The 26,350-nt window shown below is 56.0% G+C and carries 27 protein-coding genes and 1 riboswitch; of the genes, 6 read left to right on the top strand and 21 right to left on the bottom strand.

Features of this window, described 5'->3' with window-relative positions; all coding sequences use genetic code 11:
* Positions 1-5 precede the first annotated feature (5 nt).
* Both TW80_RS12660 and TW80_RS12655 read right to left on the bottom strand, forming a co-directional pair.
* Complete coding sequence (locus TW80_RS12660; protein ID WP_045997801.1) at positions 6-572, bottom strand: helix-turn-helix domain-containing protein; 567 nt, start codon at positions 570-572, stop codon at positions 6-8.
* Between the two features lie 100 nt (positions 573-672).
* Complete coding sequence (locus tag TW80_RS12655; RefSeq protein WP_045997878.1) at positions 673-1,125, bottom strand: GAF domain-containing protein; 453 nt, start codon at positions 1,123-1,125, stop codon at positions 673-675.
* Positions 1,126-1,249: 124 nt separating this feature from the next.
* On the opposite strand from TW80_RS12655, the gene TW80_RS12650 reads away from it, so the two are divergent.
* On the top strand, positions 1,250-2,824 hold the full coding sequence (locus tag TW80_RS12650) for a gamma-glutamyltransferase family protein (RefSeq protein WP_045997800.1): 1,575 nt from the start codon (positions 1,250-1,252) through the stop codon (positions 2,822-2,824).
* A gap of 16 nt (positions 2,825-2,840) precedes the next feature.
* Here the strand turns inward: TW80_RS12650 and TW80_RS12645 are convergent, their stop codons facing one another.
* The 8 genes from TW80_RS12645 to cobN form a co-directional block, all read right to left on the bottom strand.
* Positions 2,841-3,236 carry a hypothetical protein gene (locus TW80_RS12645; protein ID WP_045997799.1) on the bottom strand — a complete coding sequence of 132 codons (396 nt, stop codon included), beginning with the start codon at positions 3,234-3,236 and terminating at the stop codon, positions 2,841-2,843.
* A gap of 72 nt (positions 3,237-3,308) precedes the next feature.
* Complete coding sequence (gene bluB, locus TW80_RS12640) at positions 3,309-3,932, bottom strand: 5,6-dimethylbenzimidazole synthase (RefSeq protein WP_045997798.1); 624 nt, start codon at positions 3,930-3,932, stop codon at positions 3,309-3,311.
* Complete coding sequence (locus TW80_RS12635) at positions 3,932-4,294, bottom strand: Lin0512 family protein (RefSeq protein ID WP_045997797.1); 363 nt, start codon at positions 4,292-4,294, stop codon at positions 3,932-3,934. Before TW80_RS12635 ends, bluB begins: the two co-directional genes overlap by 1 nt.
* Positions 4,291-4,635, bottom strand: coding sequence for a Lin0512 family protein (locus TW80_RS12630; protein WP_045997796.1), 345 nt, complete (start codon positions 4,633-4,635; stop codon positions 4,291-4,293). The genes TW80_RS12635 and TW80_RS12630 overlap by 4 nt, the downstream gene beginning before the upstream one ends.
* Positions 4,636-4,674: 39 nt before the next feature.
* Positions 4,675-5,358 (bottom strand): YrbL family protein, encoded by a 684-nt coding sequence (locus TW80_RS12625; protein ID WP_045997795.1) that lies wholly within the window; start codon positions 5,356-5,358, stop codon positions 4,675-4,677.
* A 73-nt stretch (positions 5,359-5,431) separates the two neighbouring features.
* Positions 5,432-6,049 carry a cob(I)yrinic acid a,c-diamide adenosyltransferase gene (cobO, locus tag TW80_RS12620; protein WP_045997794.1) on the bottom strand — a complete coding sequence of 206 codons (618 nt, stop codon included), beginning with the start codon at positions 6,047-6,049 and terminating at the stop codon, positions 5,432-5,434.
* A gap of 85 nt (positions 6,050-6,134) precedes the next feature.
* Entirely contained in the window at positions 6,135-6,650 is a 516-nt protein-coding gene (locus TW80_RS12615) for a hypothetical protein (RefSeq protein ID WP_045997793.1), read from the bottom strand.
* Positions 6,651-6,814: 164 nt separating this feature from the next.
* Positions 6,815-10,531 carry a cobaltochelatase subunit CobN gene (cobN, locus tag TW80_RS12610; protein WP_045997792.1) on the bottom strand — a complete coding sequence of 1,239 codons (3,717 nt, stop codon included), beginning with the start codon at positions 10,529-10,531 and terminating at the stop codon, positions 6,815-6,817.
* A gap of 47 nt (positions 10,532-10,578) precedes the next feature.
* Here cobN and TW80_RS18305 point away from each other — a divergent pair, with 47 nt between their 5' ends.
* Positions 10,579-10,734: a hypothetical protein gene (locus TW80_RS18305; protein ID WP_045997791.1), complete on the top strand. Its 156-nt coding sequence runs from the start codon at positions 10,579-10,581 to the stop codon at positions 10,732-10,734.
* Between the two features lie 2 nt (positions 10,735-10,736).
* Here TW80_RS18305 and TW80_RS12600 read toward each other — a convergent pair whose 3' ends face one another.
* From TW80_RS12600 to TW80_RS12590, 3 genes are all read right to left on the bottom strand, one after another.
* On the bottom strand, positions 10,737-11,186 hold the full coding sequence (locus TW80_RS12600; protein WP_045997790.1) for a GNAT family N-acetyltransferase: 450 nt from the start codon (positions 11,184-11,186) through the stop codon (positions 10,737-10,739).
* Entirely contained in the window at positions 11,183-12,250 is a 1,068-nt protein-coding gene (cobW, locus tag TW80_RS12595; protein WP_045997789.1) for a cobalamin biosynthesis protein CobW, read from the bottom strand. Before cobW ends, TW80_RS12600 begins: the two co-directional genes overlap by 4 nt.
* An 81-nt stretch (positions 12,251-12,331) precedes the next feature.
* A complete protein-coding gene (locus TW80_RS12590) occupies positions 12,332-13,006 on the bottom strand; it encodes an energy-coupling factor ABC transporter permease (RefSeq protein ID WP_045997788.1) in 675 nt (224 codons plus the stop codon).
* A gap of 36 nt (positions 13,007-13,042) precedes the next feature.
* Positions 13,043-13,261: riboswitch (cobalamin riboswitch) on the bottom strand.
* A gap of 199 nt (positions 13,262-13,460) precedes the next feature.
* Here TW80_RS12590 and smc point away from each other — a divergent pair.
* The gene (smc, locus tag TW80_RS12585) at positions 13,461-16,916 is read left to right on the top strand and encodes a chromosome segregation protein SMC (protein ID WP_045997787.1); all 3,456 of its coding nucleotides are present in this window, start codon (positions 13,461-13,463) and stop codon (positions 16,914-16,916) included.
* Positions 16,917-16,968: 52 nt separating this feature from the next.
* Here smc and TW80_RS12580 read toward each other — a convergent pair whose 3' ends face one another.
* From TW80_RS12580 to TW80_RS12550, 7 genes are read right to left on the bottom strand one after another with little or no spacing between them, the layout of a single operon-like run.
* Complete coding sequence (locus TW80_RS12580; protein ID WP_045997786.1) at positions 16,969-18,132, bottom strand: dipeptidase; 1,164 nt, start codon at positions 18,130-18,132, stop codon at positions 16,969-16,971.
* A 9-nt stretch (positions 18,133-18,141) separates the two neighbouring features.
* The gene (locus TW80_RS12575) at positions 18,142-19,305 is read right to left on the bottom strand and encodes a lytic murein transglycosylase (RefSeq protein ID WP_045997785.1); all 1,164 of its coding nucleotides are present in this window, start codon (positions 19,303-19,305) and stop codon (positions 18,142-18,144) included.
* A 59-nt stretch (positions 19,306-19,364) separates the two neighbouring features.
* Complete coding sequence (locus tag TW80_RS12570) at positions 19,365-19,949, bottom strand: DedA family protein (RefSeq protein WP_045997784.1); 585 nt, start codon at positions 19,947-19,949, stop codon at positions 19,365-19,367.
* Entirely contained in the window at positions 19,942-20,307 is a 366-nt protein-coding gene (locus TW80_RS12565; RefSeq protein ID WP_045997783.1) for a hypothetical protein, read from the bottom strand. The genes TW80_RS12570 and TW80_RS12565 overlap by 8 nt, the downstream gene beginning before the upstream one ends.
* 55 nt (positions 20,308-20,362) lie before the next feature.
* A complete protein-coding gene (cbiB, locus tag TW80_RS12560; protein WP_239450546.1) occupies positions 20,363-21,259 on the bottom strand; it encodes an adenosylcobinamide-phosphate synthase CbiB in 897 nt (298 codons plus the stop codon).
* Entirely contained in the window at positions 21,256-22,191 is a 936-nt protein-coding gene (locus TW80_RS18405; protein ID WP_045997781.1) for a threonine-phosphate decarboxylase, read from the bottom strand. Before TW80_RS18405 ends, cbiB begins: the two co-directional genes overlap by 4 nt.
* Positions 22,188-22,562: a DUF1636 family protein gene (locus TW80_RS12550; protein ID WP_045997780.1), complete on the bottom strand. Its 375-nt coding sequence runs from the start codon at positions 22,560-22,562 to the stop codon at positions 22,188-22,190. Before TW80_RS12550 ends, TW80_RS18405 begins: the two co-directional genes overlap by 4 nt.
* Positions 22,563-22,768: 206 nt before the next feature.
* Here TW80_RS12550 and TW80_RS12545 point away from each other — a divergent pair, with 206 nt between their 5' ends.
* The gene (locus tag TW80_RS12545; RefSeq protein ID WP_045997779.1) at positions 22,769-23,149 is read left to right on the top strand and encodes a response regulator; all 381 of its coding nucleotides are present in this window, start codon (positions 22,769-22,771) and stop codon (positions 23,147-23,149) included.
* Here the strand turns inward: TW80_RS12545 and TW80_RS12540 are convergent.
* Positions 23,124-24,098 carry a glutathione S-transferase family protein gene (locus tag TW80_RS12540; RefSeq protein ID WP_045997778.1) on the bottom strand — a complete coding sequence of 325 codons (975 nt, stop codon included), beginning with the start codon at positions 24,096-24,098 and terminating at the stop codon, positions 23,124-23,126. The two genes, TW80_RS12545 and TW80_RS12540, sit on opposite strands and share 26 nt — an antisense overlap.
* A 174-nt stretch (positions 24,099-24,272) precedes the next feature.
* Here TW80_RS12540 and TW80_RS12535 point away from each other — a divergent pair, with 174 nt between their 5' ends.
* Positions 24,273-25,043, top strand: coding sequence for an HAD-IIB family hydrolase (locus TW80_RS12535; protein WP_045997777.1), 771 nt, complete (start codon positions 24,273-24,275; stop codon positions 25,041-25,043).
* A 19-nt stretch (positions 25,044-25,062) separates the two neighbouring features.
* Positions 25,063-26,283: a glycosyl transferase gene (locus tag TW80_RS12530; protein ID WP_045997776.1), complete on the top strand. Its 1,221-nt coding sequence runs from the start codon at positions 25,063-25,065 to the stop codon at positions 26,281-26,283.
* Positions 26,284-26,350: the final 67 nt, after the last annotated feature.

Genomic DNA, 26,350 nt, shown 5'->3' with positions numbered 1-26,350 from the left:
ATTACTCAGTAAATTGGAGGTGAGATGATCCAGATAATTTCGCAGGGCTTCGTGCCGGGGTTGCACCAACGAAAGGTTTCGCCGCGCAGGCGAAAGCTATCGCCGGTGTTGAGTTTGAAGTGTTTCCCGTCGACCCAAATTTCAAAGATACCGGTAATCACATAACCGATTTCTTGGGTCTTGCGGACAAGTGGTGTGATTAGCTCTGATCCGGGATCAAATTTCGAATGAATGACTTCAAAGTCATCGGTGAGGTCAGGGGAAAGTAACCCTTCGGTCAGTCCGGGGGTGCGGCTGCCGATGGGACGGCGTGCATTGGACCTGACAACAATCCCTTCGTCGCTTGGGCTGACACCGGTTTGCAGCAGGCTTGAAACGGCAACATCTAGAACGGATGCCAGTTCGCCCAGATCCGAAATCGCAGGAACAGAGATGTCACGTTCGACTTGGCTGAGCCAGCCGACTGATCGGTTCAGGCTCTCGGCCAGTTCAACAAGTGTCATTCCCCGCGCCTTGCGCAGAGCACGAATGTCTGCGCCCAACGTCTGCGCTGATTTTTCAAATTGTGACATAGCGTCCTAGAGTGAAATAGAAAATGCAGTAATGCTATCGCTTAAGTTGATAAGCGTAGTGCTATATTGGACAAAATTTACCTTGAATCAACTGTAGGTATTAACCAGCAAAAACATTTGCCAATATCTGTGACAGGGCCACCGCATCGGTTTCGTCAAAGGCATCGGGCAAATTGCTGTCGATATCAAAGACCGCGATGACTGTGCCGCTCTGATCGAACACGGGTAAAACCAGTTCAGATTTTGTGCTGCTCGCACAGGCGATATGCCCTTCAAAGGCGTCAACGTCGGGCACAAGTTGCGTTTGTTTTGTGCGTGCCGCCGCACCGCATACGCCGCGTGAAAATGGAATGGTCAAGCAGCCGTGCCCACCCTGATAGGGGCCGATTTTGAGCATTTCAGGCTCTGTGACCCGGTAGAACCCGGTCCAGTCAAAGCGGTCATCGCTATTGTGGACTTCGCAGGTGACGGTCGCCATCAGCGCGATAACGTCAGTTTCGCCCTGCGTCAGGGATGCGATCGTATCGCGCAGAGTGTCGTAATTTACACGCATGGTCATTGATCTCATTGCCTTGGTTTCGGGGTGGTCTATCGCTCTGATGAAAAACCAACAACCCCCGTTGCGATTGGTCGGCAAAAGCTTACCGTAGCGGCAGACTACGGAGGAGACACAGCGCATGCGCGATTTTCACAAACCTGGCCGTTCGGCCGTTTATGCGACCAATGGGATGGCTGCGACATCGCACCCGCTGGCTGCTAAAGTCGCCGTTCAGATGCTGGAATCTGGCGGCAATGCAGTCGATGCAGCAATCGCCGGGGCGGTGCTTTTGGGAATTTGCGAACCGCAGATGACAGGGATCGGCGGCGATTGCTTTGTGTTGCTGACGCCGCCCGGCGAAGATCGTGTTGTCGCGTTAAACGGATCGGGCCGCGCCCCGGCAGGATTGGATGCCGATGCTTTGCGGGCAAAGTCGGGCACAATCGCACCCTATAGCGTTGATGCAGTCACGGTGCCGGGCGCTGTTGATGCGTTTTGTCGCCTGTCCAAAGATTGGGGGAGATTAGGTATCAAGGCAGCTCTTGCTCCTGCGATCCACTATGCAGAGGCGGGCGTGCCCGTGGCGCCGCGCGTTGCGTTTGATTGGGCGTTGGGTGAACAAAATCTTTCAGGGCGTGCGCGTGAACTATTCTTGATGAATGGCAAGGCACCAACGGCAGGGCAGATGTTTCGTGCCCCCGGACAGGCCAAGGTTCTGCGCGAAATCGCGATGGAGGGCCGCGCCGGTTTTTACGAAGGTGAAGTTGCCGAAGACATGGTCGCCAGCCTACAGGCATTGGGTGGCACGCATACGCTTGATGATTTCGCAAAGACCAGTTGTGATTACACTGATCCGATCGTGGGCGGCTATGGCGGGCTCGATCTTTTTGAGCATCCACCCAACGGGCAGGGGGCGACGGCGATCTTATTGCTGAATATGCTCAAGCATTTTGACATTGCCGGGATGGATCCATGGGGTGCCGAGCGCGCCCATATCGAGGCTGAAGCGACCAAACTGGCCTATGACGCGCGCAACCGATTTATCGCTGACCCGGATTACACGACCAAAGCAGACTACATGATGCAGCCCGAAACGGCTGCCAAGCTTGCGGCGCTCATTGACCCGAAAAAGGCGATGCCTGCGGCGGCCCCCCTGACCGAGGCCGTGCACAAGGACACCATCTATATCACCGTGGTTGATCAGGATCGCATGTGCGTGTCTTTGATCTATTCGGTCTTTCACTCGTTCGGCGCGGGCTTGGCCTCTGACAAATTCGGCGTATTGTTCCAAAACCGTGGCGCTGGATTTACCCTAGAGCAGGGGCACCCGAACGAAGCAGGCGGTGGCAAACGTCCTATGCATACGATCATTCCGGGTCTGCTGAAGAAAGACGGCAAGCCTTTCATGCCATTTGGCGTTATGGGCGGGGCGTATCAATCTACAGGGCACGCGCGCTTTGTCACGAATGTCACTGACTTTGGCCTATCCCCCCAAGAGGCGATGGATGCACCTCGGTGTTTTGCTGACGGTGATGTGCTGAATGTCGAGAATGGCTATTCGGATCAAGTTAAAGCGCAGCTGCGTGATATGGGGCACAACGTGCAGACCCCGGAAACCGCCATTGGCGGATCACAGGCTATTTTGCTCCACGAGAGTGGCGTTCTGGAAGGTGCTAGTGACCCACGCAAAGATGGCTGCGCGCTTGGGTATTGATTGATTTGGGATTGGGCTATCCGGCGCGCAACGACCGCAAAAATAGCCCGATCCCCCCAACCAGCAGCACAAGGATCACGATCAGGTCAAAGGCGCTCATGCGTTCAAGCTGCAACGTCATATTCGCGATCACGCCAAAAATAAGCGCGACCAGAGACCCACCAGCGAGAAACCAGCCGATCCAATTCTTGGAGTTATAGAAAATCAGACCGATCCCAAACATAAATGGGATCAGAACCATGCCGGATGTCACCGGGATGCCACCAATCCCAAATACACGCGATCCAAATCCAAAATTTGGGCGGATCACGATTCCGTCCAGCAGCAGATAGCCACCGCCGATCATCATGATGACGCCCAGCAAAAAGCTGCCAGTTCCGCCGTCTGTTCCGCCTGCGCCACGTGTTGCCATGGGGATTTGCCTCTGATTTGATCTTATAACTGGTTGTAATAAACAACCTAGCGCTTGGCTAGGCTGGGGAATTTAGATGATTTCCCACCGTGTGGGAGAGTTCTCCTGCCACTTCTTTTCGTGAAGCAATGGCGTGTCATTGTCGAATGCTGCCTTGCCAAGGCATAGATATCCGGTGAGCTTCCAATCGTCTGGTACGCCTAATGTGCGTGCAACAGAATCCGGATCAAGGATCGATACCCAGCCCAGTCCGAGGTTTTCAGCACGTGCAGCAAGCCAAAGGGTGTAGATCGCGGTGACGCTAGAATAGCATAGCATTTCTGGCATGGTTTGACGGCCCAATCCGCGCCCTTCGGCGGGATCACGATCTGTGAATACCGCCAAATGCACGGGCGCTTCGCGCAATCCAGCCAGCTTTAGCTGGGCATAAGATGCACGGGTGTCTTCGTCATAGATTTGGCTCGCTTCGGCATTCGCCGCCTCAAAATTTGCAATGATCTTGTGGCGCAGTGCGGGGGTATGCACCTGAAGCACGCGCCAAGGGCGGGCGTTCCCCACCGACGGGGCAAGGTCCATCGCGGCGCGTAATCGATGCAATGTTTCGTCGGGGATTGGATCAGGCAGGAAATGCCGAACATCGCGTCGCCAGCGCAGGACATCATGCAGCGCATCGCGGTGCTTTTGGGTAAGTTCCATCAGGTGAGTTTCCATTTGCCAGATTGGCTAGGCAAGAAGGCTTCGATCGCGGCGGTGGCAATGACAGCAGTATCACCTGTTTCAGGGTTAGCTACGTTCATTCCGCCCAACACGGCAGTCACCGTGGCACGCCCGCGCGGTAGCTGTGCGGCAAGGGCTGTCGTATCAATGCTGTCCGGGGCTTGGGCACCGACAGTGACCTGAACACGCATTTCTGTATGCGGCATGTCGATGCTTTGGAAAATGGGCAGGGTAGAGTGCCGCATTGCGTCTTCGATCGCGCGGGCAGCGGCCTTTTGATAGTCCATCCCGTGCAGATCGTTGCCCATCCCCATTTCGATAATGATGCGCTGATCTGTCATGCTGGCACCATGTCAAAGCTGACGCTAATCGCGACATTGGCGATCACGGTCGGGTTCCCATCGGGTCGCGGAATATCAAGCCCGCCCCGTACAACTTCGAACCGTGGCGTCCCATAAGGGAACACATCACACAGTGCGCTCGTGTCAACTTGGTCAGGCTGCTGCACCGCGATTTGAACATCAATTTGCATGGCTTCCTTTGGGAAACCAAAAAGCTCTGCCACGTTGATTGAATTGCGCCAGAGCGCATCTTGCAACGCCCGACGGGCCGCTTGGGTATAGTCTTGGCGGCGCAGGCTGGTGCCCATGCCAAATTCCGTGAGTACGCGATGGATCGGCATTTCTTATTCGGTCGTCTGTTTCATTGAACAGAACATAAGCTAATCGCGACCAATATACGAGAAGCGTCTTTGGGTCTGATCCCATGCAATTGGTTTGTTGCGGCACAGCCGTTTCATACTGTCATCCAGCCCCATGCGGTTCGCCCAGTTCGCCATGGTTCGCACCGGCACGGCGTGGATATCGCCAAATCCGTCGACCAAGACGCATTCTTTGGGTCCCAGTCCGTCAGCTGTCTGTCGGCGCCCAAACACAAAATTGCGCGCCGTCAGATCGCTGGCGCGAATGTTGAGTTCATAAAGACGTGCAACGGTGTCATTGAGCATCTCAACATGTTCTTGGGTAAGGCGGCCCTGTTCAATCAAATCAAACAATGTATCGCCCAAGACGCCCTTTGAGGATTGAACCCGCTCTGTCAGGCAGCCCAACCCTAGTTGCGTGCTCACGAACCCAAACATGTGGGTAATGGGTGGCCGAAATTGCGCACCTTGATTGGACAGCATCAGCCGCAAGTATTCGAGGTATTCTTTGCGGATTTGCCGATCACGGGTCGACGGCAACCAACGCTCCAAGAACAGGCTGAACTTTGAGCGACCTTCAGTGTCAGCTTGTGTGAGCAAGACCTTGACCAGTTTGCTGTCGTCGAACGGGTGCAAATACACCGCCCGCTGCTTTCCGCTGGCAAGCATGTCTTTTGGATCAAGGTTCAGAAAGGCGCGCGTCATAATAACGTTACATATATATGTTCGAGCACCTTTCAATGGGTCTTTGGGCTATGCGTGGGTCTGAAACGTTGGGTTAGTATTCGACGCCGATCTGCGCCTTGATCCCAGACCGGAAGGGATGCTTGACCAGTTCCATCTCAGTAACAAGATCTGCAATCTCAATCAGATCCTCATGTGCGTTGCGCCCTGTCAGCACGACATGGGTCATCTCTGGCTTGTGATCGCGCAAGAATGCGACGACTTCGGCGATGTCAACATAGCCATAGCGGATCGCGATGTTGATTTCATCCAGTAAAACCATGTGGTTGGTTTCATCGAGGATCAGCTCTTTGGCTTTTGCCCATGCGGCTTGGGCCATCTCTGTGTCGCGCGATTTATCTTGGGTTTCCCAGGTAAATCCTTCGCCCATTGTGTGGAATGCACATGTATCCTGAAACTTTGATAGGATCAGGTCGCGTTCACCAGTGGACATGCCACCTTTGATAAACTGCACGACCGCGCATTTCATGTCATGCGCGATGCAGCGAAAGATCATGCCAAATGCGGCCGAGGATTTTCCTTTACCCTTGCCGGTATTGACGATCACCAGTCCTTTTTTGTCGGTCTTGGTGGCCATGATTTTATCACGCGCAGCCTTTTTCTTGGCCATCTTTAGGGCGTGGCGGTCGGTATCATCTGTTGGTGCTGTCATATCGGTCGCTTCCTATTTGCCACCAAAATGACTGGCCCACTGCAATCATGCAATGGGCGTTCTGCGTTTTCAGGCTGCTGATGCGTTAGTTTAGAACGACGGTGATGGGCTTATAGCCAAAGTCGTCTTTCGTGAGGTTGCGGTTGTCCCCAGAAAGATCAATGAGCCCGTTAGTAAGAACCGAAGGACCACGACGCTGCATTGTCAAGTTCTCGACTTCAGAAGTGGCAGTTCCGCTTTGGCCGTCGGTGTCTACGCAGCGCAGATTGATCGCCGGTGAATCCGGGCCATAATCCGGTACGATAATGTTCGCAGGTGTTTCGAAAACGGCTGCGTAAAGGCCAGCATCAAGGGTACACCGTGCGCCAACGATTTCGTTCGAAGCAACCCCACCGTTCGTCGTGCGAACTGTCAAAAAACCTGTTCCGCGAAAACGTGGCGCGTCCGCACCCTGAGCGCGTGCGCGCGCATAGACATCAACGCCGCTTGCAGTGCCTGGGTTTGTTGGGATGACTTCAATTGGCCCTTGGTTAACCGGGGCTTGGGCGCAGGCGGAAAGCAGTGCCAAGACCGCTGCTGTTTGTGCCAGAATTTTCATCATAATCACCCCTAAGCTGCCTGTGGGGCGTATATACGTGGGCCAGCGAGGGCAGTAATGGGAAAGTTTGGCGTTTCGCGTCACTCGGCGTTGTTTTGCCAAACCGTGCCAAATTTGTCTCGGAAATTAATCTATCGCGTGCGGGTGGTGGCTCTAGGGTTGTATCTTTACGTTTGCGTCATTTCAGAAATGATCTCTTGAAGCCGTGCACGGGCGGAGTTCGACTTGGGGCGCCACAAGTTTCGATCTATCGCCTCTTGAAGACGTTCTGCGATTTCGCGAAGCGCGGGGGCGTTGGCGTTGGCGATAAAGTCGCGCGTTTCGTCGTCATTGATAAAGGCATCTTCAACGAGGTCGAAATGGTGGTTGCGTACCATGCCTGTGGTTGCCGCAAAGGCGAACAGATAGTCGACGGTCGCCGCAATCTCGAATGCCCCTTTGTAGCCGTGACGTTTCACCCCTTCGATCCATTTGGGATTGACTACTCGGGATCTGACGACGCGCCCAATTTCGTCATCCAACGTGCGGATGACTGGACGTTCGGGACGCGAATGATCGTTGTGATAGATTGGCCGATCTTGACCTTGAAGGGTGCTGACCGCCGCTGCGGCGCCACCTTCGAATTGATAGTAGTCGTCGCTGTCCAGCAGATCATGTTCGCGGTTGTCTTGGTTTTGAACAATAGCGTCTGTTTGCGAGAGGCGCGTTTCAAATGCTTTGCGATCTTTGCGACCCTCTGCGCCAGAACCGTAGGCGTAGCTGCCCCATTCAAGATAGGCGTCAGCAAAGTCGGATTTGTCAGCCCATATCCTTTCGTCAATCAGCGCCTGAAGACCTGCGCCATAGGCGCCCGGTTTCGAACCAAAGACACGGGTTTTGTCCTCGCCTGCTTTGGCCCGCGCCGCAGCGGGATTCACATCAGCGGCTTCGTCAAGCTCTTGCACCGCGCGTGCGGCGCTATCGACCAGTGCAATGAGCTGTGGGAATGCGTCGCGGAAAAACCCTGAGATACGCAATGTGACGTCGACGCGTGGACGCCCAAGGATGGATTGTGGGAGGATTTCAAAGCCGGTAACGCGGCGGTTGGCGCTGTCCCACTTGGGCTTAACACCCATTAGAGCGAGCGCCTGTGCGATATCATCGCCGCCTGTGCGCATATTTGCTGTACCCCATGCTGTGATCAACATGCTGCGGGGCCAGTCACCGTGGTCTTGCAGGTGTTTTTCGATCAGCAAATCTGCGGATTTCCAACCAAGCGCCCAAGCCGTTGGTGTGGGCACGGCCCGGCTATCGACGCTGTAGAAATTGCGCCCAGTGGGCAGAACGTCCAAACGCCCACGGGTTGGCGCGCCAGACGGGCCCGGGTCGACGAAGTGCCCTGATAGGGCGGTGAGGAGACCCGCCCCTTCGTCAGGTCCGCAGGCCTGGATCGTGGGCAAAATTGTCTCAAGGATTTCATCGAGTACGGCCTGTGACGCTCGCGGGGTAAACCCCGCATCGCCCCACCCGCCGTCCCGAAGGCCACTTTGGCAGAGCTCTTCTAGTCGTTCGATGGTATCACCGTTTGTCCGCCATGTTGTTCCGTCGTCGAGAGCCGCAGGCTTTTCGGGCGGTGCTGCGGTCATATCGCAATCGAGCGGGTCAATCTTTAGGTTCAGATCATCTGCGAGGGCACGTAGAAGCGACGCGTTCCTGCCAGTGCCGTCGCCACGCGGCACACGGGCGAGTGCGATTGCGAGGTCGCGTTCTTGCTGTCCTTTTGGTGACTGTCCAAAGATATGCAGCCCATCTCGAATTTGCGCTTCTTTGAGTTCGCACAGATAGGCGTCGAGTTTACCAAGGTCGCTCTCGTGGTCGCCTGTGAAGCCTGCGTCATTGGAGAGCCCGGTGACCTCGGAGAGTGACAAGATTTCGTTGCGCAGATGATCGATCCGGCGAGGGTCAACGCCGGCGGCTTCGTAGTATTCGTCGACGAGCGCTTCAAGGTCGCGCATCGTCCCGTAGCTTTCTGCGCGGGTTAGTGGTGGCGTCAGGTGATCAATGATGACCGCAGATGTGCGTCGTTTTGCTTGGGTACCTTCACCCGGATCGTTGACGATGAACGGGTAAACGTGTGGGGTTGGCCCAAAGACAGCCTCTGGCCAGCAGGTTTCTGATAGGGCGACAGCTTTGCCGGGGAGCCATTCAAGGTTCCCGTGTTTGCCCATATGGACGATTGCATCAGCGCCCCAGTGGTGACGTAGCCAGAAATAGAAGGCCAAATAATTGTGCGGCGGAACAAGGTCAGGCGAGTGATAAGTATCGGTTGGGTCGATGTTATAGCCGCGTGCAGGTTGGACGCCCACGACAGCGTTTGCGTAGCTATGGATTGAAAGGGCGAAGCCCTTGGCCGCCTCCGGCGGGAGTATTTCGGACAAAGCGAGGAAAGGGTCGTCTTCGGGTTGGCCCCAGCGTGAGGTGATCTGTTCTTTGATTTCCCATGGGAGCGTATCGAAATACTGTTTGTAGGTGCTCAGAGGGAGAAACTCGCCGCCATTTTTCTCTGCGCGGTCTGTCAGCCAATTGGTTGGCCCATCCATGATGCTTTGTATGAGTTCGGCGCTATCCGTGGGCGGTGTAACTGTGTGGCCGGTCGATTTTAGCAGGTTGAGCACATGTACTGTCGCGGCGGGTGTATCCAGCCCGACCCCGTTTGCGAGCCGCCCGTCTTTGTTTGGGTAGTTAGCAAGGATCAGCGCGACCTTCTTGTCGCTGGCTTGTGTCCGCCGTAGGTGTGCCCAGTTGCGGGCGAGTTGGCTGGTAAAGTCGATCCGGTCGCCTAACGCCTGATAGGTTGCGATGGGGCATTCGGTTGCCTCGTCAAAGAATGCTTCGCCTTTAAAGCTGACGGCGCGGGAGAGGATGCGCCCGTCCACCTCTGGCAGGGCCACGTTCATCGCGATGTCGCGGGCGGTTAAACCGTGAAGGCCTTCGCGCCATGTTGCCTCTGACGCGCCGGATAGGATGACCTGAAAGATTGGCGCGTTGTTGGCGAGGAGTGGATTGGTCGGGCTGTCGTCGCCGTCGTGCGGGCTGCCGACCGCGAAGGCGGTGCAGTTTAGGATTACTTCGGGTGGGGCTGCAGTGAACAAAGTGTCGAGTGTTGCGCGGCTGACCGGGTCTTTGAGTGACGCGACAAACACGGGCAGGGGGTTTAGGCCTGCGCGTGATAGGCTGCGCACCAGACGGTTGATCGGGTTTAACCCGCCACCTTGGACAAGCGCGCGGTAGAATATGATCGGGACGATTGGCGCGTCGTCCGTCCACGCTGCCCGGGCCGCGTCGAGGTCGGCGATGCCTGAACCGGGCCAGTATACACCTGCGCGGAGCAGGGGGCTGGCTGCGGCTGGTTTGTCGCTGCCGTCCAGCATGGCGCGTGCGTAACCTAACAGATTGGTGCTGTTTTGGGGGCCGCCTTCGACGAAATAGGACCACAGCGCGTCGTAATCTTCGCCTGAAACGGTAGATAGTTCACGCAGTTCTTGGTCCGGCTTATCGTCACCGGGCAGGGCGACAAAGGGGATGCCTGCCTCGTGCAGGCGCGCTGCATATTGCGTCAGCCCGTATTTCCAATATCCGGCACCGCCCAAGATGCGCGCAATCACCAGCCGTGATTTCGTGGCGCAATCGTCAAGGTGTAGATCGACCGACATCGGGTGTTGCAGATGCATCATATTGGCAAGGCGCAATCCGGGCGGATTATCCATCTGCGACCGCGCATCCGACAATGCGGCCAGTTCAGTATCAGCGGCAGAAATAATCACCACGTCGGCGGGTGTTTGGCCAAGATCGACTGGCTCTGATCCGTCAGAGATTGCGCCGGGTGTCGCAGCAAGCAGGTGCATTAGAAAGTTCCCCGTGATAGTGGACGCCCAAACATGAGGTCAAAACGATGGATTACAAAGCAGCAGGTGCACCCAAATTGGGTAAGAATGCCCCGAAACATGCCGAACATAACGCGCATGGGTCGAAGAAAAAGCCATTTGGCGCGCGCGAAGATAAGGCCGCCTTGTTGGCCCGGATGAAGAAGGCAGCTGAGAAGAAGTAGCTTCAAAGCGCCTTTTCCATAAAGATTGAACTGTTCGCTTCGGCGTAATCGCCGAAAGGACCGCATGGGGTGAACCCATGTCGCGCATATAGCTTGTGCGCGGCGTGCAGCAGATTACCTGTTTCAAGCTTTATTATCGGCAGCTTGACTTCGCGTGCTTGGTCTTCGAGTTGACGCATAAGCGCATCTGCGATGCCTTTGCCTCGTGCATCAGGATCGACAAACATGGATTTGATTTCGCCGTAGCCGTCTTTGACAGCCAGCGCGCCAGTGCCCAAGATTTGGGTGCCGATGCGGGCGGTAAAGAAATGGATACGCGGCGAAACCAGTTCGTCGATTTCAAGGTAATAATTGTCTTCGGGCGGAAAGAGTGACGCCATCAAGGCGTGGCTTTGTCTGAGCAAAGCCGTTGCCTGAGGATGGTGTGGATCTGTCCGCTCGACGATAATCATGCTTGCAGGGCGGCTGTGATGGCTGCCTGATCAAGACCCGCTTCGCCGATGACGACAAGTCGCGTTTCGCGTGGTGCGTCGCCAAAGGGTTGGTCAAAGTAGGTATCAACGCGAGGGCCGACGGCCTGTAGAGTCTGGCGCATAGGCTTACCTGTTACCGCAACAAACCCTTTCAGGCGCAGAATGTTGTTGGCGCGGATGACATCGGCGACTTGGGCTGCGAACGCGGTTGGGTCCTCGATTTCACCACGGGTGACGGTGAAGGATTCGAATTCATCATGGCCATGTTCGTGTTCATGATCGTGGTGGTGATCGTCGTCGTCATCATGGTGATGATGGTGATGGTGGATTTCGTGACGCGCAGACAGATCAGATTCAGCGCCGACACCTTGGCCAAGCAGAACATCGACGGGTAGGGCACCCATGGATGCTTTGATGACCTGAACACCGTCGCGGCTTTCGGATTTTAGCGTTGCTGTGAGTGTGTCGGCTTCTTCGGCCGACAATAGGTCCGCCTTGTTCACAACGATCATATCGGCGCAGGCGACTTGGTCTTCGAACAATTCAGACAGTGGCGTTTCGTGATCGAGGTTTTCATCTTGGGCGCGCAGCGCATCGACTGCGGCGACGTTATGGGCGAACTGGCCGTCGTGGACAGCACGGCCATCAACCACGGTCACAACGCCGTCGACTGTCACTTTGGTTGAAATGCCCGGCCAGTTGAACGCGCGGATAAGAGGCTGCGGCAGCGCAAGGCCAGACGTTTCGATCACGATGTGATCGGGCTTGTCTTCGCGGGCCAGAAGGGCCTCCATCGTGGGTATGAAATCATCTGCGACGGTGCAGCAAATGCAGCCGTTTGACAGCTCCACGATATCGTCTTCTGTGCAGGTCTCTTCGCCGCACCCCTTGAGGATGTCGCCGTCTACGCCGAGGTCACCAAATTCGTTGATGATCAGCGCGATGCGCTTGCCTTGGGCGTTTTGGAGCATGTGGCGGATGAGGGTGGTTTTCCCGGCACCAAGAAAGCCGGTGACAACGGTCGCGGGGATTTTTGCGGGCATGGGTATGTTCCTGCTACAGATGTTTCCAAACGGAATGACGGCCCCAAGGGACCGTCATACAACATGTTTTGTTTGGTGCGCTTAAGCGGCGTAGAGGCGTGGTGTGACCAGACCGCTGTTTTCGAGGCCGCGCATTGCCTTGGCGCCAGCAAGAACCGCAAGATCAACAAGCGGCTCTAGCAGTAGAACTGTCATGTAAGCCGCACCGAATGTGCCTACAGAAGCGAGGTTTTCTGCGCCGAAACCTTGGCCGTAGAATGCCCAGAATGCGACCCAAGCAACGATACCGCCTTGGTAAGTCGCAGACATTGCCAGTGCTTGTTTGTAGCTAAGGTCAACGTAAGCTGTGCCCTTGGCGATGACGTTTTTGGTCAGCGCGTGTAGGCCGAACAGTGGAACCAGCAGTGTTGTCAGGTTCATGCCGTATTGTGGCAGGTCGAAAGGTGAAAGCAATGTACCTTGGATCAGCAGGCCAGCGGCAAGGCCGATAGCAGCAGGCGCGGTGCCCAACATTAATAGCAGGGTTGAACCCATGATCAGGTGGACTTCGGATACGCCGACAGACATGTGCGGCAGAAGTTCAAAGAATACCAACACGGCAAGTGTCGCCATCGTGGCACGTGCGATCAATGAGACGGCACCGCGATCCCGCAGGCTTTCCCAGATTAGTTTCGCGGAATAGGCGGTTGCGCCAGCGGCGGTGACATAAGAAAGCGCAATTTTGGCGCCAGTGACGATTCCGGGTTCGATGTGCATCTTCGTTTCCTTTGTTTCCCGTCATCCCCGACGGTTGTGACACAATTTTGCAAGGCTGGTCTCCTGGCTTGCGGGTCAAGGTGCGGTGTTCGCCTTCCCGGGGCAGGCCCAGTGGCTATGTGAACACGCACTCTCCGCATACAGTCGCGGGGGCGGCTGTGGCATTGGACCTCCGGCGCGGATCGGCCCTTCCACATTCCCATTTCATCCCCAGATGCTTGGCATCAGCGGGGAACCATGCGCGGTTGTTGTGCGCTGTCGGATAGGCCGACGTCAAGAAAGAATGCGACTTTGTGCACGATTTGCGCGACGTGAATGCGTTGGCCTCTGCGCGTTTTCGCAATATCTTGTGGATAACTGGGCGGAAGGTGGCACATGCAGCGTCTGCGTCGTTGACAGCTTGCGGTGTGGGGGGACATGCTTTTGAACCAAAGGAATCACGAGGTTCGTTCCATTGCGTTTTAGCAAATTGCGTTTGAATGGCTTTAAAAGCTTTGTCGACCCCACCGATCTGATCATTGCAGACGGTTTGACGGGCGTTGTTGGCCCGAATGGCTGTGGTAAATCCAATTTGCTCGAGGCTTTGCGCTGGGTGATGGGTGAAACGCGGGCTAAATCCATGCGCGGTAGCGGTATGGAGGACGTCATCTTTGCCGGGGCTTCAACCCGCCCCGCGCGCAACTTTGCCGAAGTATCGCTGGTCATCGATAACGGGGATCGGCTGGCGCCGGCGTCGTTTAACGACAGTGACCAGCTTGAGGTCATCAGGCGGATCACGCGCGACGCGGGGTCGGCCTATAAGGTCGGTGCCAAAGATGTGCGCGCACGCGATGTGCAGATGCTGTTCGCGGATGCCTCGACTGGAGCGCATTCGCCTGCGTTGGTGCGGCAAGGGATGATTTCAGAGTTGATCAATGCCAAACCAAAGGCGCGTCGCCGTATTTTGGAAGAGGCTGCCGGGATCTCGGGCTTGTATCAGCGTCGTCACGAGGCCGAACTGAAGCTAAAAGGTGCTGAAACAAACCTGACGCGCGTGGACGATGTGATCGAGCAGTTGGCCTCACAATTGGGGCAGCTTGCGCGGCAGGCGCGTCAAGCGGCGCGGTATCGCGAAATCGGAGAGAAGTTGCGTCGCGCGGAAGGCATGCTGTTGTTCCGTCGCTGGAAAGAAGCCGACGAGGCAATGTTGGCCGCCGCTGAACAGTTGCGTGAACGCACGACCGCAGCGGCGCAGGCAGAACGCACCGCACGCGAAGCCGCAGAGACAAGAACCGCGTTCGAAGACGCCTTACCTCCGCTGCGTGAAGAAGAAGCCATTGCTGCCGCGGTGTTGCAGCGATTGCAAGTTCAGCGTGACACGCTGAAAGATCAAGAAGACCGTGCAGTCGAAATGATCGAAACCTTACAGTCACGGATCGACCAGCTAGGCCGCGATATCGAACGTGAGGGCGGGCTGAACAAAGATGCTGGGGAAACCATTGAGCGTCTGGAATGGGAAGCGCGCGAAATTGCCAAAGCCGGAGAGGGGCATGCCGACCGGCTCGAAGAGGCGCAAGATGCTGCGCGCGAGGCGGCGAGCGTTCTTGAAGAACGCGAATCCGATCTGGCGCAATTGACCGAAGATGTGGCGCGTTTGGCGGCACGACATCAGTCTGCACAACGCTTGGTCGCCGATAACCGCACCACGATGGAAAAGAACGAGGCAGAGGCGGTAAGAGCAAAATCTGCAATGCAGGATGCAGCAATTGCGCTTGCCAAAGCAGAAGAAGAGTTTGCTGCTGCCGGTGCCGCCGAAGAGGCCGCTGTCGCTGCTGCCGAAGCTGCGGATGCCGCATTGTCAGAGGCCGAAGAGGCGCGTGCCGAAACACAGACCCGCGAAAGCGATGCGCGTGCATTGCGTTCCGAAGCTGAGGGCGAAGCAAATGCGCTGCGCGCAGAGGTCGCGGCGCTTGCAAAGCTGGTTGAACGTGACACCGCAGATGGTGGTCAGGTGCTTGATCTCTTGCGGGTGCAGGGCGGATACGAAAAGGCGCTCGGTGCGGCTTTGGCCGATGATCTGCGCGCGCCCGAGATTGATGCGACGGGCAAATCCGGCTGGGCGTTGCTACCTGGGTACAATACGCCACAAATATTGCCCGACGGCGTGAAGGCGTTGACCAATTTTGTCACAGTGCCAGAGGTGCTAGCGCGTCGCATGAGCCAAGTTGGATTTGTGGACGCAGCGGATGGTCCGCGCCTACAGGCCGACCTGAAGCCGGGGCAGCGGCTTGTCTCTGCTGAAGGGGATCTGTGGCGCTGGGATGGTTTCCGGGCAGCTGCCGAAGACGCGCCATCTGCGGCAGCATTGCGGTTGCAACAGTTGAACCGGTTGACTGAACTCAAGCGCGACCTTGAAGAGGCTTCGGCGACGGCAGCGGGTGCTGCCGATGCGCATGATGCGCTGACGATGTTGCTCAAGCAGCAGACCGAAGCAGATCATGTGGCCCGTGCAGCACGACGCGAAGCAGATCGTCAGGTCGCAGAAGCCAACCGCGCTGCGAGCCGCGCAGAGGCGGATCGCAACCTGACGCAAGGCAAACAAGAAAGCCTTGGGCTAGCCCTTAAGCGTCACGAAGAAGAAGCGATGAGCGCGCGCAAAGCGCTCAACGAGGCAGAGGCCGCAGCGGCAGCTTTGGGTGATTTGGATGATGCGCGTGCGGCTGTCGAAGACGTGAAAATGTCGGTCGAAGCTGCGCGGATCACGATGATGTCACATCGTTCATCTCATGACGAAGTGCGCCGCGAGGGCGAGGCACGTTTGAAACGCTCGCAACAGATCACAAAAGAGGTCAGTGGCTGGAAACACCGGCTTGAAACCGCGAGCAAACGTTCGGCGGAATTGGCCGAGCGTAAAGCGCAATCCGAGGCGGAATTGGTTGATGCAAACGCCGCCCCGCAAGAAATTGCCGTCAAACGCGCAGAGCTAGCGGATGCGATTGACGAGGCCGAAGACCGACGCAAAGCGGCCGCTGATAAACTGGCCGATGCGGATGCGGCGCTGCGTGAAGCAGGACATCAAGAACGTGACGCAGAAAGGCTTGCCTCTGAGGCGCGTGAAGCGCGAGCGAGGTCTGAGGCCCGTGCAGACGCTGCGCGTGAAACCGTAGCCTATGCCGCTGAGCGTATCCAAGAAGCGCAAGAGGTCACGCCCCAACAGTTGCTTGAAACGCTTGATGTGTCTGTAGACGAAATGCCTGCCTCTGACGAAGTGGAGGTGCAGGTCAACACATTAAAGCGGCAGCGAGACAGCCTCGGTGCGGTCAATTTACGTGCAGAAGAAGACGCCAAAGAAGTTCAGGAAGAACATGATGCGTTGGTGTCCGAAAAAGCGGATCTAGAGGCCGCGATTTCAGCGCTGCGGTCGGGCATTGCCAGCCTCAACAAAGAGGGTCGCGAGCGGCTGCTGACAGCGTTTGAACAGGTGAATGAGAACTTTGGCCTATTGTTTACCCATTTGTTTGGCGGTGGTGAGGCAAAGTTGGTTCTGGTTGAGTCAGATGATCCATTGGACGCGGGTCTAGAAATCATGTGCCAACCGCCGGGCAAAAAGCTGAGCACATTGTCGCTGTTGTCAGGCGGGGAGCAAACCCTGACCGCATTGGCATTGATCTTTGCGGTGTTCCTTGCCAATCCGGCGCCGATTTGTGTGTTGGATGAGGTGGACGCGCCGTTGGATGATGCCAATGTGACGCGTTTTTGTGACCTGCTTGATGAAATGTGCCGTCGCACTGACACGCGGTTCCTGATTATCACGCACCATGCCGTCACAATGAGCAGGATGGACCGTCTGTTTGGTGTGACGATGGGCGAACAAGGTGTGTCACAGCTTGTTTCTGTGGACCTGGAAAAGGCCGAGGCGATGGTGGCGTGATGCCGTGTGGCGCTATTGCGGTGCAATGCGCCCCACCCGCCATCCCATCTCGCTAAGGCAAACGTTCGCGCAGAACGCGCACCATATTTCCGCCCATGACTTTGCTGATTTGCAGCTCGGTCACGTCTTGATCCAGTAGCGCTTGTGTGAGGGCGGCGAGTTCTGAGGCGTCGAAACTGGTTGCAACGGACCCGTCGAAATCTGATCCGAGCGAGACGTGATCTTCGCCAAGCAATGCGATTGCTGCTTTGATGGTACGCGCGATGCCTGCCGGGCTATCGTCGCATGTCACATCGGCCCAATAGCCGATAGCGATGACACCGCCCGTTGCGGCAATTCGCATCATCAAGTCGTCAGTAAAGTTCCGTTTGACCGGGCAGACAGAATGAATGCCCGTGTGGCTCACAACAAGCGGGATATCCGTCATGGCAAGCACATCGCGCACTACTTGGGGGGATGAATGTGCCAGATCGAGCAACAGATCGCGCTGCGCGATTTCGGCCACGAGTTCACGGCCAAACTCTGTCAGCCCATTGTCACCCTGACCGTGCAAAGAGCCGCCGACGGCATTGTCAAAGAAATGTTGGAGCGCGATCATGCGATGTCCAGCTTGTTCGAGGCGGTCTAAATTCGCTAAGTCGCCTTCAAGCGGGTGTGCACCTTCGATTCCGAGCAATCCACCAACAACCTGCATTCCGTTCGCCCGGTCAGTCAAAAGCTGGTCGAGTTGCGCGCGTGTCGTGATGACCCGCAGTTGCCCATTCGATTTCGCCGCATATCGGTGCAATCGGTCTGCCTGATAGAGTGCGCGCTCTAAAAGGCTGTTCCATGTGCGCGGCGGCCAAAGCTGACCGACAGCGAGCAAAGTGATATTGTCAAAGCTATCGCTATCATTTGCGTGGTAGTTCTGACCTGCTGGGCTCTTGGTAACAGCGGTAAACATTTGAAGCGTGACATTGCCTTCGAGAAGGCGGGGTAAATCGACGTGCCCGCGTGTGGCGCGATCCAGTAAACTGCGTTTCCAAAGCAGGGTATCGGCATGCCAATCCCCAATGATTAGTCGATTGTGCAAGGCTTGCGCTTGCGGGCTGATCGGATAGGGGGCGTGCGCTGCAACTGCGTTGCGCCCCTTTTCGACATATCCCGGGGCAAGGGTTAGAAATGCGGCGATCCCGAGAATGATGATAGCAAGAGTAATTCCAAGGAAACGCCGCATCTTTGTCACCTAGAGCTGATTAAGCAGCGATAGCGTCGGCCATGCGTCTGCTGGAAGACCTAGCCGCTGTTGCTCGGCTTGGACGGCTTCGCGTGTTTTGGCGCCCAAAATGCCATCGATCCCGCCGACGTCATGGCCGCGCGCGCTTAGCTTTTGTTGTAGTTGTTGCATTTGCGGTCCGCTGAGCGGCGCGCTTGGGTTGCCAGCGTTATAGACCGAAGCCCCAGAAAGCCGGGTCGCAAAATATGCAGCGGTCGTCACGTAGACAAAGCTTTTGTTCCATTCAAAATAGACGTCAAAATTTGGGTAAGCGAGGAAAGCCGGGCCATTGCGCCCCATCGGAAGCAAAACAGATGCCTCGAGGTTTGATGGGCCAAGCGACCCTTGGCGTGCTGTGACCCCGGCATTTGCCCAGTCGCGGACCCGGAATTTGTGGTTTAGCCCGGTTTGTGACCAATCCAAATTCGCGGGAACGTTGATTTCTTGCAGCCATGGTTCATTTGCGCGCCAGCCCAGTTGCGACAGCACATTCGCCCCAGACATCAGCGCATCAGGCGCCGAGGTCTTGAGCGTGACGTGACCATCGCCGTCGCCATCCATACCCCGTTCGATGATATCAAGCGGGAGCATTTGGACCTGGCCAATTTCGCCAGCCCAAGCGCCCGTCGTATTTTGGGGATCCATATCGCCGCGATGATAAAGCTCGATTGCAGCGAGAAGTTGTGGACGGAAAAGTTCTGGGCGGCGGCAATCATGCGCGAGCGTCAAAAGCGCGTTGCGGGTGTTGAAGTTGCCCTGCACCTGTCCGTAGTCAGTTTCGAACGCCCAAAAAGCGAGGAGGACGCCGCGCGGAATGCCGAAGCGTGCTTCGATTGCGTCGAATGTCGCGTCGTAACGCTGGCTGTAGATGCGCCCGTTGTCGACCCTGTTTTGAGAAATGAGCGCACGTGAAAAGCTGATAAAGTCCTTTTGAAAAACGCCCTGAGAACGGTCAGCATTGAGAACGCTTTGTTCGATGCGCGCCCCTTGAAAGAAGCGATCTGCGGTTGAAGCGGGAATGCCATTGGCGCGGGCTTCGGCCTTTACGCCCTCAATAAAACCGTTCACAGAACCGCCGCATGTTTGGGCAGAGGCAGTGCTGGCAATCAAACTCAGTGCAATGGCTAAGCGCATTGTAAATCTCCTATTGGTTGCGCGCACGTTAACAGGCGCGCAAAGAGGTGCAAGTCTCGTTAGTTTTTGGCGCGCAATAGGAAGAGGCCCGCCGCAACCGCGAGGCTGATTGCCGTGAGTAACCACGCCCAATCGGCGACCAAGGTGGTCAGCGCATCAAGGTGTGAGGCAAAGAAATAGCCAAGCAAAACATAGCCTGCGACCCAGATCGCCTCGCCGAGTGCGTCCCAGATAAAGAACCGCAGAGGGTCAAGTTTTGCAGCACCTGCCGCGAAATTGACCCATGGCCCTAAGGGGGCGGCAGCCCATGTGCTCAAGAAAACGCCAGCGCTGCCCCAGCGGTCAACAACCTGTTGCGCTCGCGCAAAGAGTGCCGCGCGATTAGGGCGGGTTTCCAGAAAGCCGTCTAGCCAGTTGCCTCCAGTGCGCCCGAGCCGAAAACCTGTCTGGTCGCCAGCGAGTGCAGCAAGGTATGCAACCAAGAGCACCTGCCAGAGTACAAGATCACCGGCGGCAGCAAATGCACCACCTGAGAGCATGACTGCAAATGTTGGGACGGGCACGGCAAGGCAGGAAAAATACGCTGACGCCGCGATGATCAGCAGCCCCCAAGTGGCCACCAGTCCAAAGAAGAAATCAATCACGTTTGCGATCCTTGAACTCGGCGATGGCGTTTTCAAGTGCGATGATTAACAGGTCCACATCGACGCCTTGATTATCGGCAATATCGTCGAGCGAGATCTTGCGGTGCATCAAATCTTGGCCCGGGGCGAGTATGTCTTCGACGACCCGAGGTGGCACATGTTGGGACATGGCGATATAGCGTGGTGACATCCAGCTTTCGATTTGTTCGGGCGGTGCGTGATACCACGCACGCGACGAACTGACGGCGCGGACGCCAAAGACGACAGCCCCTAAAATACCAAGCACAAGCAAGACGAGCAGCCCGCGCCGAAGTAGCCGCAGGTGTCGATCTGAAATGCTGTGTTTCCGTTCGGGCATGTCGGTTTCTCGCGCGGTGGGACTGGGGAGGTGGATTAAAATCCACCCTACGTGACTACAGAATACTGATGAGAAGCGCGAAGCACAGCCCCAGTCCCCAAGTTTTCCAGAGGACCTGCACGGCTTGATCGATATGGCTTGCGGATAGCTCGTGCTCACCGGCCTCGTTCACAAACGGAAAGTCGCGTATCTCGCCGTCATAGCTGCGTGGCCCACTCAGCGCGATATCGAGGCCATGTGCCATTGCGGCCTCTGGCCAACCGGCATTGGGCGAGCGGTGCAAGGGTGCCTCGTTGATGATCAAGCAGAGGTTTTTGCGCCCCGTGACAGCCCAAATCATGACTGCGCTAAGCCGTGCTGGAATGATGTTCAGCAGATCATCGAAACGGGCGGCCGCCCATCCAAAGGCTTCGTGTTTTTCGGTGCGGTAACCGATCATACTGTCAGCTGTATTGGTGATTTTATAGATCAACAGTCCGGGTAACCCGCCGACTGCAAACCAGAACGCTGGTGCGATAACCCCGTCCGAGAGGTTCTCAGCCGCGCTTTCGATTGCGGATCGGGCAACCGCGCTTTGGTCCATGTCCTTGGTGTCGCGCCCCACGATCATGGAAACTGCCATACGCCCATCGCCAACCGATAACCGGAGCGCTTGTGCGACCGCAGTGACATGCTGGGCGAGTGATTTTTGCGCCAAGAGAACTGCAAGGATCAATACATCTGCAAGCCCTGTTGGAAGACATTGGAGAAGCCATCCCAACAAGCCTGCCGTGCTGACCAAGCTCGCCATGACGAGGAAACCCTTGAGACGTTTATGTTGCCCGGCGTTAAACTGTTGGTCACACCAACCGATCAGTTGCCCCATAACCACAGCAGGGTGGCGTACCCGTGTCCAAAGCCATTTGGGCTCCCCTAGGGTGGCGTCTAGGATCATACCTAAGAACAGGGTCAAAACGCGGCTTCCAATTGCGCCCAACGATCTGCGGGCGGCAACCCAAGGCGCAGCCAGTCTGGGGCGTAGGGAAATATCCGTGACCAAACGTAGTGCTGCGCGAGTTGATCTTGGGCGGCTTGGGCGTTTTGCACTTTGTACAGCCGGAACAAGCTGGTTCCACCGATCAATACGGCTCCATGCCCGGTCACAAGCGCGTCTAGGCGTGCGGCGTCTTTGTCTAGTCGCTTGCGTGTTTGATCGGCCCATGCCGGGTCGGACAATGCCTCTGCCCCGATTGTCAGCGCGGGGCCCGAAATTTGCCATGGCCCCAATAAATCCCGAAGCTGCGCAATAATCTGGGGATCGCCAATCGCAAAGCCCAGGCGCACACCGGCAAGGCCCCAAAATTTACCAAAACTCTTGAGCACAACAGTGCCGGGACGGGCGGCCAGATGGATCAGTGATTGATCTGGCGTCACATCGGCAAAGCTTTCGTCGATGATAGTGAAAGGCGCGTCGAGCGTATTTTTGGTCCAGAGATGCCCATCTGGATTATTGGGATGCACCGCGACCATCGCTTGCGACGTGCCTTCAGAGATTTGCCAGCCAGCGGCCTGAAAAGCAGCGCCATGTTCGTTGTAGGTTGGTCCGGGGATATGGACCTGACCCGCAGGGGCAGTGCGCGGCAGAGCAGCGATAATGGCCGAGGCGCCTGTCGCGCCGATAATGTCGGCCGTGTCAGGAATATTCCAGAATGTACGGGCGCGGGCATAGAGCAGATCAAACGCACCGTGGTCAGGCAGCGCGGTCCAAGCATCGTTGGAAATATTGGGGATCGGATATGGGACTGGGTTAATGCCAGTGGATAGATCCAGCCACTGCGCACGGGTGCCGCCGTATTGCGCAATTGCGGCGTCTATTCCGCCGCCGTGATCACGTGTCTTTGTCATGCGTCTTTGGGCAGAGGCGGGTGACGGGTCACGAAGTGCCCTTTGATGGCTTGTGGCCAATCGCGGAAGGGGACTTGCCCTGTTTCGCTCTTGCTGTGGGATAATGCGTAGGCGACGATGCCCGATGCAGCCTCGGTTGTGGCCTCAAATTCGCCAAGCGTATAAGATAGCTTGCCTTCAGCTTGAATTGCGATATTGCAGCCGCGCTTGCACCCCATCAGGCATGAAACGCGACGCGTCTTGACCCCGGACAGGCCGGTTGCGGTCGCTTCGATCAAATGCGCAAGGCGTTCGCCGTCGGTATGGGACATGTCGCCCTGGTCCCAGCCTTCGCGTTTGCAGGTGTCACAAATGGTGATCCATGTGGTCATAGGTATTGCCTGTCGTTGGTCGTGCGTGTTTCAAGCGGATTCGCGCCTGAACCGCAAGGTTTAGCCGAGTAACCTGTCTTTTGGTATAGGTCGGCCTTGCGCGTTAACTATTCGTTAGGGATTCGGGCGGAATTGAGGATATGTGCGATCCAATTTCGGAGATTTAACGCACAAAACATAGTATAAGTCCTGTAATCGGAGAGAAAATGCACGTCTTAATTGTCCAGAGTAACGTAAACTTGGGTGAGCTGTGGAAGCGCCACCTAGAGCGTTTACGTGCGCGAGTGACATTGGTGCAAACCGGTGCCGAGGCGCTATTGGCGCTCGAAAATGATTCTTTTGAAGTAATTGTCCTAGATCTTGTGCTGCGCGAGGGGAGCGCATTGGCGGTCGCCGATGTCGCGCAGTATCGGCAACCGAACGCTAATGTCGTCTTTGTCACAGACACCACCTTTTTTTCAGATGGGTCCATCTTTAACCACAGCGCAAACGCGCGTGCATTTATCGAAAGCACAACCCCGCCAAATGACTTGGCGGCGATTGTTGAACACTATGGTCAGCCTAACCCCGACCGTGCGGAGCGCTAAAGTCGATCTGCGGGTTCACAGGGATGATCCGATTGGGATTAATCGTATCGTGGCTATAGTGATAGTGCCGGACAATGTGATCCATATGAACCGTCGCGGCGACGCCAGGGCGCTGATATAGTTCGCGCGTAAATCCCATGAGGTTGGGGTAGTCGAGGATCCGCTTGCGGTTACACTTGAAATGCAGGTGGTAGACGTTGTCGAACCTGATCAATGTGGTCCACAGCCGCCAGTCTGCTTCTGTCAGGGGGTCGCCAACCAAATAACGCGACTCGCTAAGGCGTTGTTCAAGCCAATCGAGGCTCTCAAAGAGAGGATGTACTGCCTCGTCATAGGCCTCTTGGGTGGTGGCAAAGCCAGCCTTGTAGACGCCGTTGTTCACGGTGTCGTAGATGCGGTTGTTCACCGCCTCGATGTCGTCGCGCAAATGTTCCGGCCAGTAGTCATCTGTGTTGCCGGTGATCCCGTCAAACGCGCTGTTTAGCATACGAATGATTTCGGCGGATTCGTTGGAAACGATTGTATTGCGTTGTTTGTCCCACAGGATGGGCACGGTGACGCGGCCAGAAATCTTAGGGTCGGCTTTGGTATAGATGTCGCGGGCGTAGGCCATGCCAAACAGTTCATCGCCAGTTGCACCGTCAAAATCAGTGGCAAAGGTCCAGCCGTCTGACAACATATCGGGATGCACGACAGATACCCCAATGTGATCCGTTAGGTCCTTGATCGCGCGAAAGATCAGGGTGCGGTGCGCCCATGGGCAGGCATAAGAAACATAAAGGTGATAGCGGCCGCTTTCTGCCTGAAAGCCACCTTCGCCAGAGGGGCCAGCGCTGCCGTCTGCGGTAATCCAATTGCGAAATGCTGTGGTAGAGCGGATAAATTTGCCGCCTGATTTCTTAGTGTCGTACCAAGCGTCATCCCAGACGCCGTCAATCAACTGACCCATCGTGGCCTCCTGTTTCTGCGTTGGGACTATAGTTATCCCATGTTCATTTTGTGACAAATCCCGCCTAGGGCGCAGGCATCGTGCGCAGTCGCACAGGCGGATTATGCTGCAACTGCAAAAAGAATCTCTGTTCAAGGGTTGCATCCTGCGCGATCACGTATGAACCTGCTTTGTATGAAAGCATCTTCTTCTCTTGTCGTTTTTTCGGATCTCGACGGGACGCTATTGGATCATCACAGCTATTCATGGAACGCGGCCCAGCCCGCGTTGGACATGCTTCGACAGATCAATGCAGTGCTGGTTCTATGTAGCAGTAAGACCGCAGTTGAAATTCGCGAGATCCAAGATGCGCTGAATATCACCGATGCACCGGCAATCGTGGAAAACGGGTCGGGTTTGCTGACAGATGACCCAGCGGGCGCAGATCAGTATCAACAGCTGATTGCAATCCTGAATACGCTGCCTGTTGACTTGCGCCAACACTTTGAAGGGTTCAGCGACATGGATGCCGCGCGCCTGTCTGATGTTACAGGATTGGATCACGATGGTGCTATCGCCGCTAAATCCCGCGCGTTCTCTGAGCCCGGATTGTGGGGCGGCACTGACCATCAAAGGCAGAAATTTATCGCGGCTTTGTCCGATAGGGGCGTTTCTGCACGCGAGGGCGGGCGTTTTCTGACCCTGTCTTTTGGTGCGACCAAGGCCGACGGTATGGCAAAAGTGATCTCTGCCTTGCAGCCACGCCATACAATTGCGCTGGGCGATGCACCTAATGACATCGAGATGCTGAATGCCGCTGATTATGGCGTAATCGTCGCCAATCCCGCGCGTCCTGCATTGCCACTGCAGCCGGGCGAAGAAACGGGCCGGATTATTCGCACCAAACTGCCCGGACCAGAAGGCTGGAACCAGGCCATGATACAGTTATTGGCCCAATTGAATTGAACTTAAAGAAAGCGAGCACATGGTCGATTTTCATCAAAACGGTAACATCGCGACACTTCATAATCTGCGCACGCGTTCTCTTGCTGAAATGACTTATGAGCTCGAGACATTCTCTCAGTCGCGGAAAATGTCACTGATCCTGCCCTGTCTTTATTCAGAGCTTGAGACTGACGCGATGCCAAATATCTTGGCCGAGCTGTCAAAGGTGACGTATCTGCACCGCATTATCATTGGGCTAGATCGCGCAACCGAGGATCAGTTTCGTCATGCGCAAGAATTCTTTACCGGGCTAAACCAGAACCATGTTGTTATCTGGAATGACAGTCCGCGGATGAAAGCGTTGGAAAAGCGGCTTGATGATCTGGGGCTTGCGCCCAATGAACAGGGTAAAGGCAAGAATGTTTGGTCGTCGCTCGGGTATTTGATCGGCTGCGAAGATAGCGCGGTTATGGCGATCCACGACTGCGATATTCTGACCTACACCAATGACATGTTGGCGCGGCTGGTCTACCCGGTTGCGAACCCAACCTTTCCCTATCAGGTCGCCAAAGGATACTACGCACGTATTGGCAACGACAAGCTAAACGGCCGCGTCACGCGTTTGCTGGTCAGCCCGTTGCTAATCGCGCTCAAGCGCGTTGTTGGGGATCGCGATTATCTCGATTATCTGCGCAGTTTCCGCTATCCCCTATCGGGTGAATTCGCGATGCGCACGAATATCTTGCCGGATTTGCGGATACCCTCTGACTGGGGACTCGAGATTGGGGTGTTGTCAGAGGCATGGCGCAACCTAGCACCCAAAGCTGTCTGTCAGGTCGAAATTGCTGATGCCTATGACCACAAACACCAAGAGCTAAGCCCAGAGGATGCCGCAGCCGGGCTGAACCGTATGTCGACGGACATCTGCAAGGCTATTTTCCGCAAGCTTGCCGCTGATGGCACGATCTTTACTGCCAATGTGTTCCGTACACTGAAGGCGACTTATTACCGCAGCGCTTTGGACTTGTTGGATGCCTACTACAACGACGCGCTCATGAATGGGCTGTCGATTGATCGCCACGCAGAGGAACGCTCGATTGAGCTGTTTGCAGAGAATATCATGCGTGCGGGGCAGTTTTTCTTGGAAAATCCGCATGAAACCCCGTTTATTCCGACTTGGAACCGGGTGCATGCGGCGGACCCCGATTTCTTGCGGGATATGCAAGAGGCTGTCGCTGCCGACACGGCTGAGTATAGTTGACGCCGCGGATAAAACATCAATCGCCGCATATCGCATTGCCCGGAGGGTGATGTCGCTTTATACGAAT

It is taken from the genome of Loktanella sp. S4079, assembly GCF_000967725.1.
In the GTDB taxonomy this organism is placed as follows: Bacteria; Pseudomonadota; Alphaproteobacteria; order Rhodobacterales; family Rhodobacteraceae; genus Yoonia.
The sequence above is the reverse complement of the archived record's forward strand: the minus strand, read 5'-3'. Positions and strand labels throughout refer to the sequence as shown.

Bases quoted from the DNA above. Each gene is read 5' to 3' on its own strand.
- TW80_RS12655 (WP_045997878.1), bottom strand. From the start codon at position 1,125: ATGCGTGTAAATTACGACACTCTGCGCGATACGATCGCATCCCTGACG.
- TW80_RS12580 (WP_045997786.1), bottom strand. From the start codon at position 18,132: ATGCGGCGTTTCCTTGGAATTACTCTTGCTATCATCATTCTCGGGATC.
- TW80_RS18405 (WP_045997781.1), bottom strand. From the start codon at position 22,191: ATGACAAAGACACGTGATCACGGCGGCGGAATAGACGCCGCAATTGCG.
- cobN (WP_045997792.1), bottom strand. From the start codon at position 10,531: ATGCACCTGCTTGCTGCGACACCCGGCGCAATCTCTGACGGATCAGAG.
- TW80_RS12530 (WP_045997776.1), top strand. From the start codon at position 25,063: ATGGTCGATTTTCATCAAAACGGTAACATCGCGACACTTCATAATCTG.
- TW80_RS12645 (WP_045997799.1), bottom strand. From the start codon at position 3,236: ATGGCAACACGTGGCGCAGGCGGAACAGACGGCGGAACTGGCAGCTTT.
- TW80_RS12630 (WP_045997796.1), bottom strand. From the start codon at position 4,635: ATGCCGATCCATCGCGTACTCACGGAATTTGGCATGGGCACCAGCCTG.
- TW80_RS12535 (WP_045997777.1), top strand. From the start codon at position 24,273: ATGAAAGCATCTTCTTCTCTTGTCGTTTTTTCGGATCTCGACGGGACG.
- TW80_RS12565 (WP_045997783.1), bottom strand. From the start codon at position 20,307: ATGCCCGAACGGAAACACAGCATTTCAGATCGACACCTGCGGCTACTT.
- TW80_RS12545 (WP_045997779.1), top strand. From the start codon at position 22,769: ATGCACGTCTTAATTGTCCAGAGTAACGTAAACTTGGGTGAGCTGTGG.
- bluB (WP_045997798.1), bottom strand. From the start codon at position 3,932: ATGGAACTTACCCAAAAGCACCGCGATGCGCTGCATGATGTCCTGCGC.
- TW80_RS18305 (WP_045997791.1), top strand. From the start codon at position 10,579: ATGGATTACAAAGCAGCAGGTGCACCCAAATTGGGTAAGAATGCCCCG.
- TW80_RS12660 (WP_045997801.1), bottom strand. From the start codon at position 572: ATGTCACAATTTGAAAAATCAGCGCAGACGTTGGGCGCAGACATTCGT.
- TW80_RS12635 (WP_045997797.1), bottom strand. From the start codon at position 4,294: ATGACAGATCAGCGCATCATTATCGAAATGGGGATGGGCAACGATCTG.
- TW80_RS12550 (WP_045997780.1), bottom strand. From the start codon at position 22,562: ATGACCACATGGATCACCATTTGTGACACCTGCAAACGCGAAGGCTGG.
- TW80_RS12600 (WP_045997790.1), bottom strand. From the start codon at position 11,186: ATGATTATCGTCGAGCGGACAGATCCACACCATCCTCAGGCAACGGCT.
- TW80_RS12575 (WP_045997785.1), bottom strand. From the start codon at position 19,305: ATGCGCTTAGCCATTGCACTGAGTTTGATTGCCAGCACTGCCTCTGCC.
- TW80_RS12540 (WP_045997778.1), bottom strand. From the start codon at position 24,098: ATGGGTCAGTTGATTGACGGCGTCTGGGATGACGCTTGGTACGACACT.
- TW80_RS12615 (WP_045997793.1), bottom strand. From the start codon at position 6,650: ATGATGAAAATTCTGGCACAAACAGCAGCGGTCTTGGCACTGCTTTCC.
- TW80_RS12650 (WP_045997800.1), top strand. From the start codon at position 1,250: ATGCGCGATTTTCACAAACCTGGCCGTTCGGCCGTTTATGCGACCAAT.
- TW80_RS12590 (WP_045997788.1), bottom strand. From the start codon at position 13,006: ATGCACATCGAACCCGGAATCGTCACTGGCGCCAAAATTGCGCTTTCT.
- TW80_RS12625 (WP_045997795.1), bottom strand. From the start codon at position 5,358: ATGACGCGCGCCTTTCTGAACCTTGATCCAAAAGACATGCTTGCCAGC.
- cobO (WP_045997794.1), bottom strand. From the start codon at position 6,049: ATGACAGCACCAACAGATGATACCGACCGCCACGCCCTAAAGATGGCC.
- cobW (WP_045997789.1), bottom strand. From the start codon at position 12,250: ATGCCCGCAAAAATCCCCGCGACCGTTGTCACCGGCTTTCTTGGTGCC.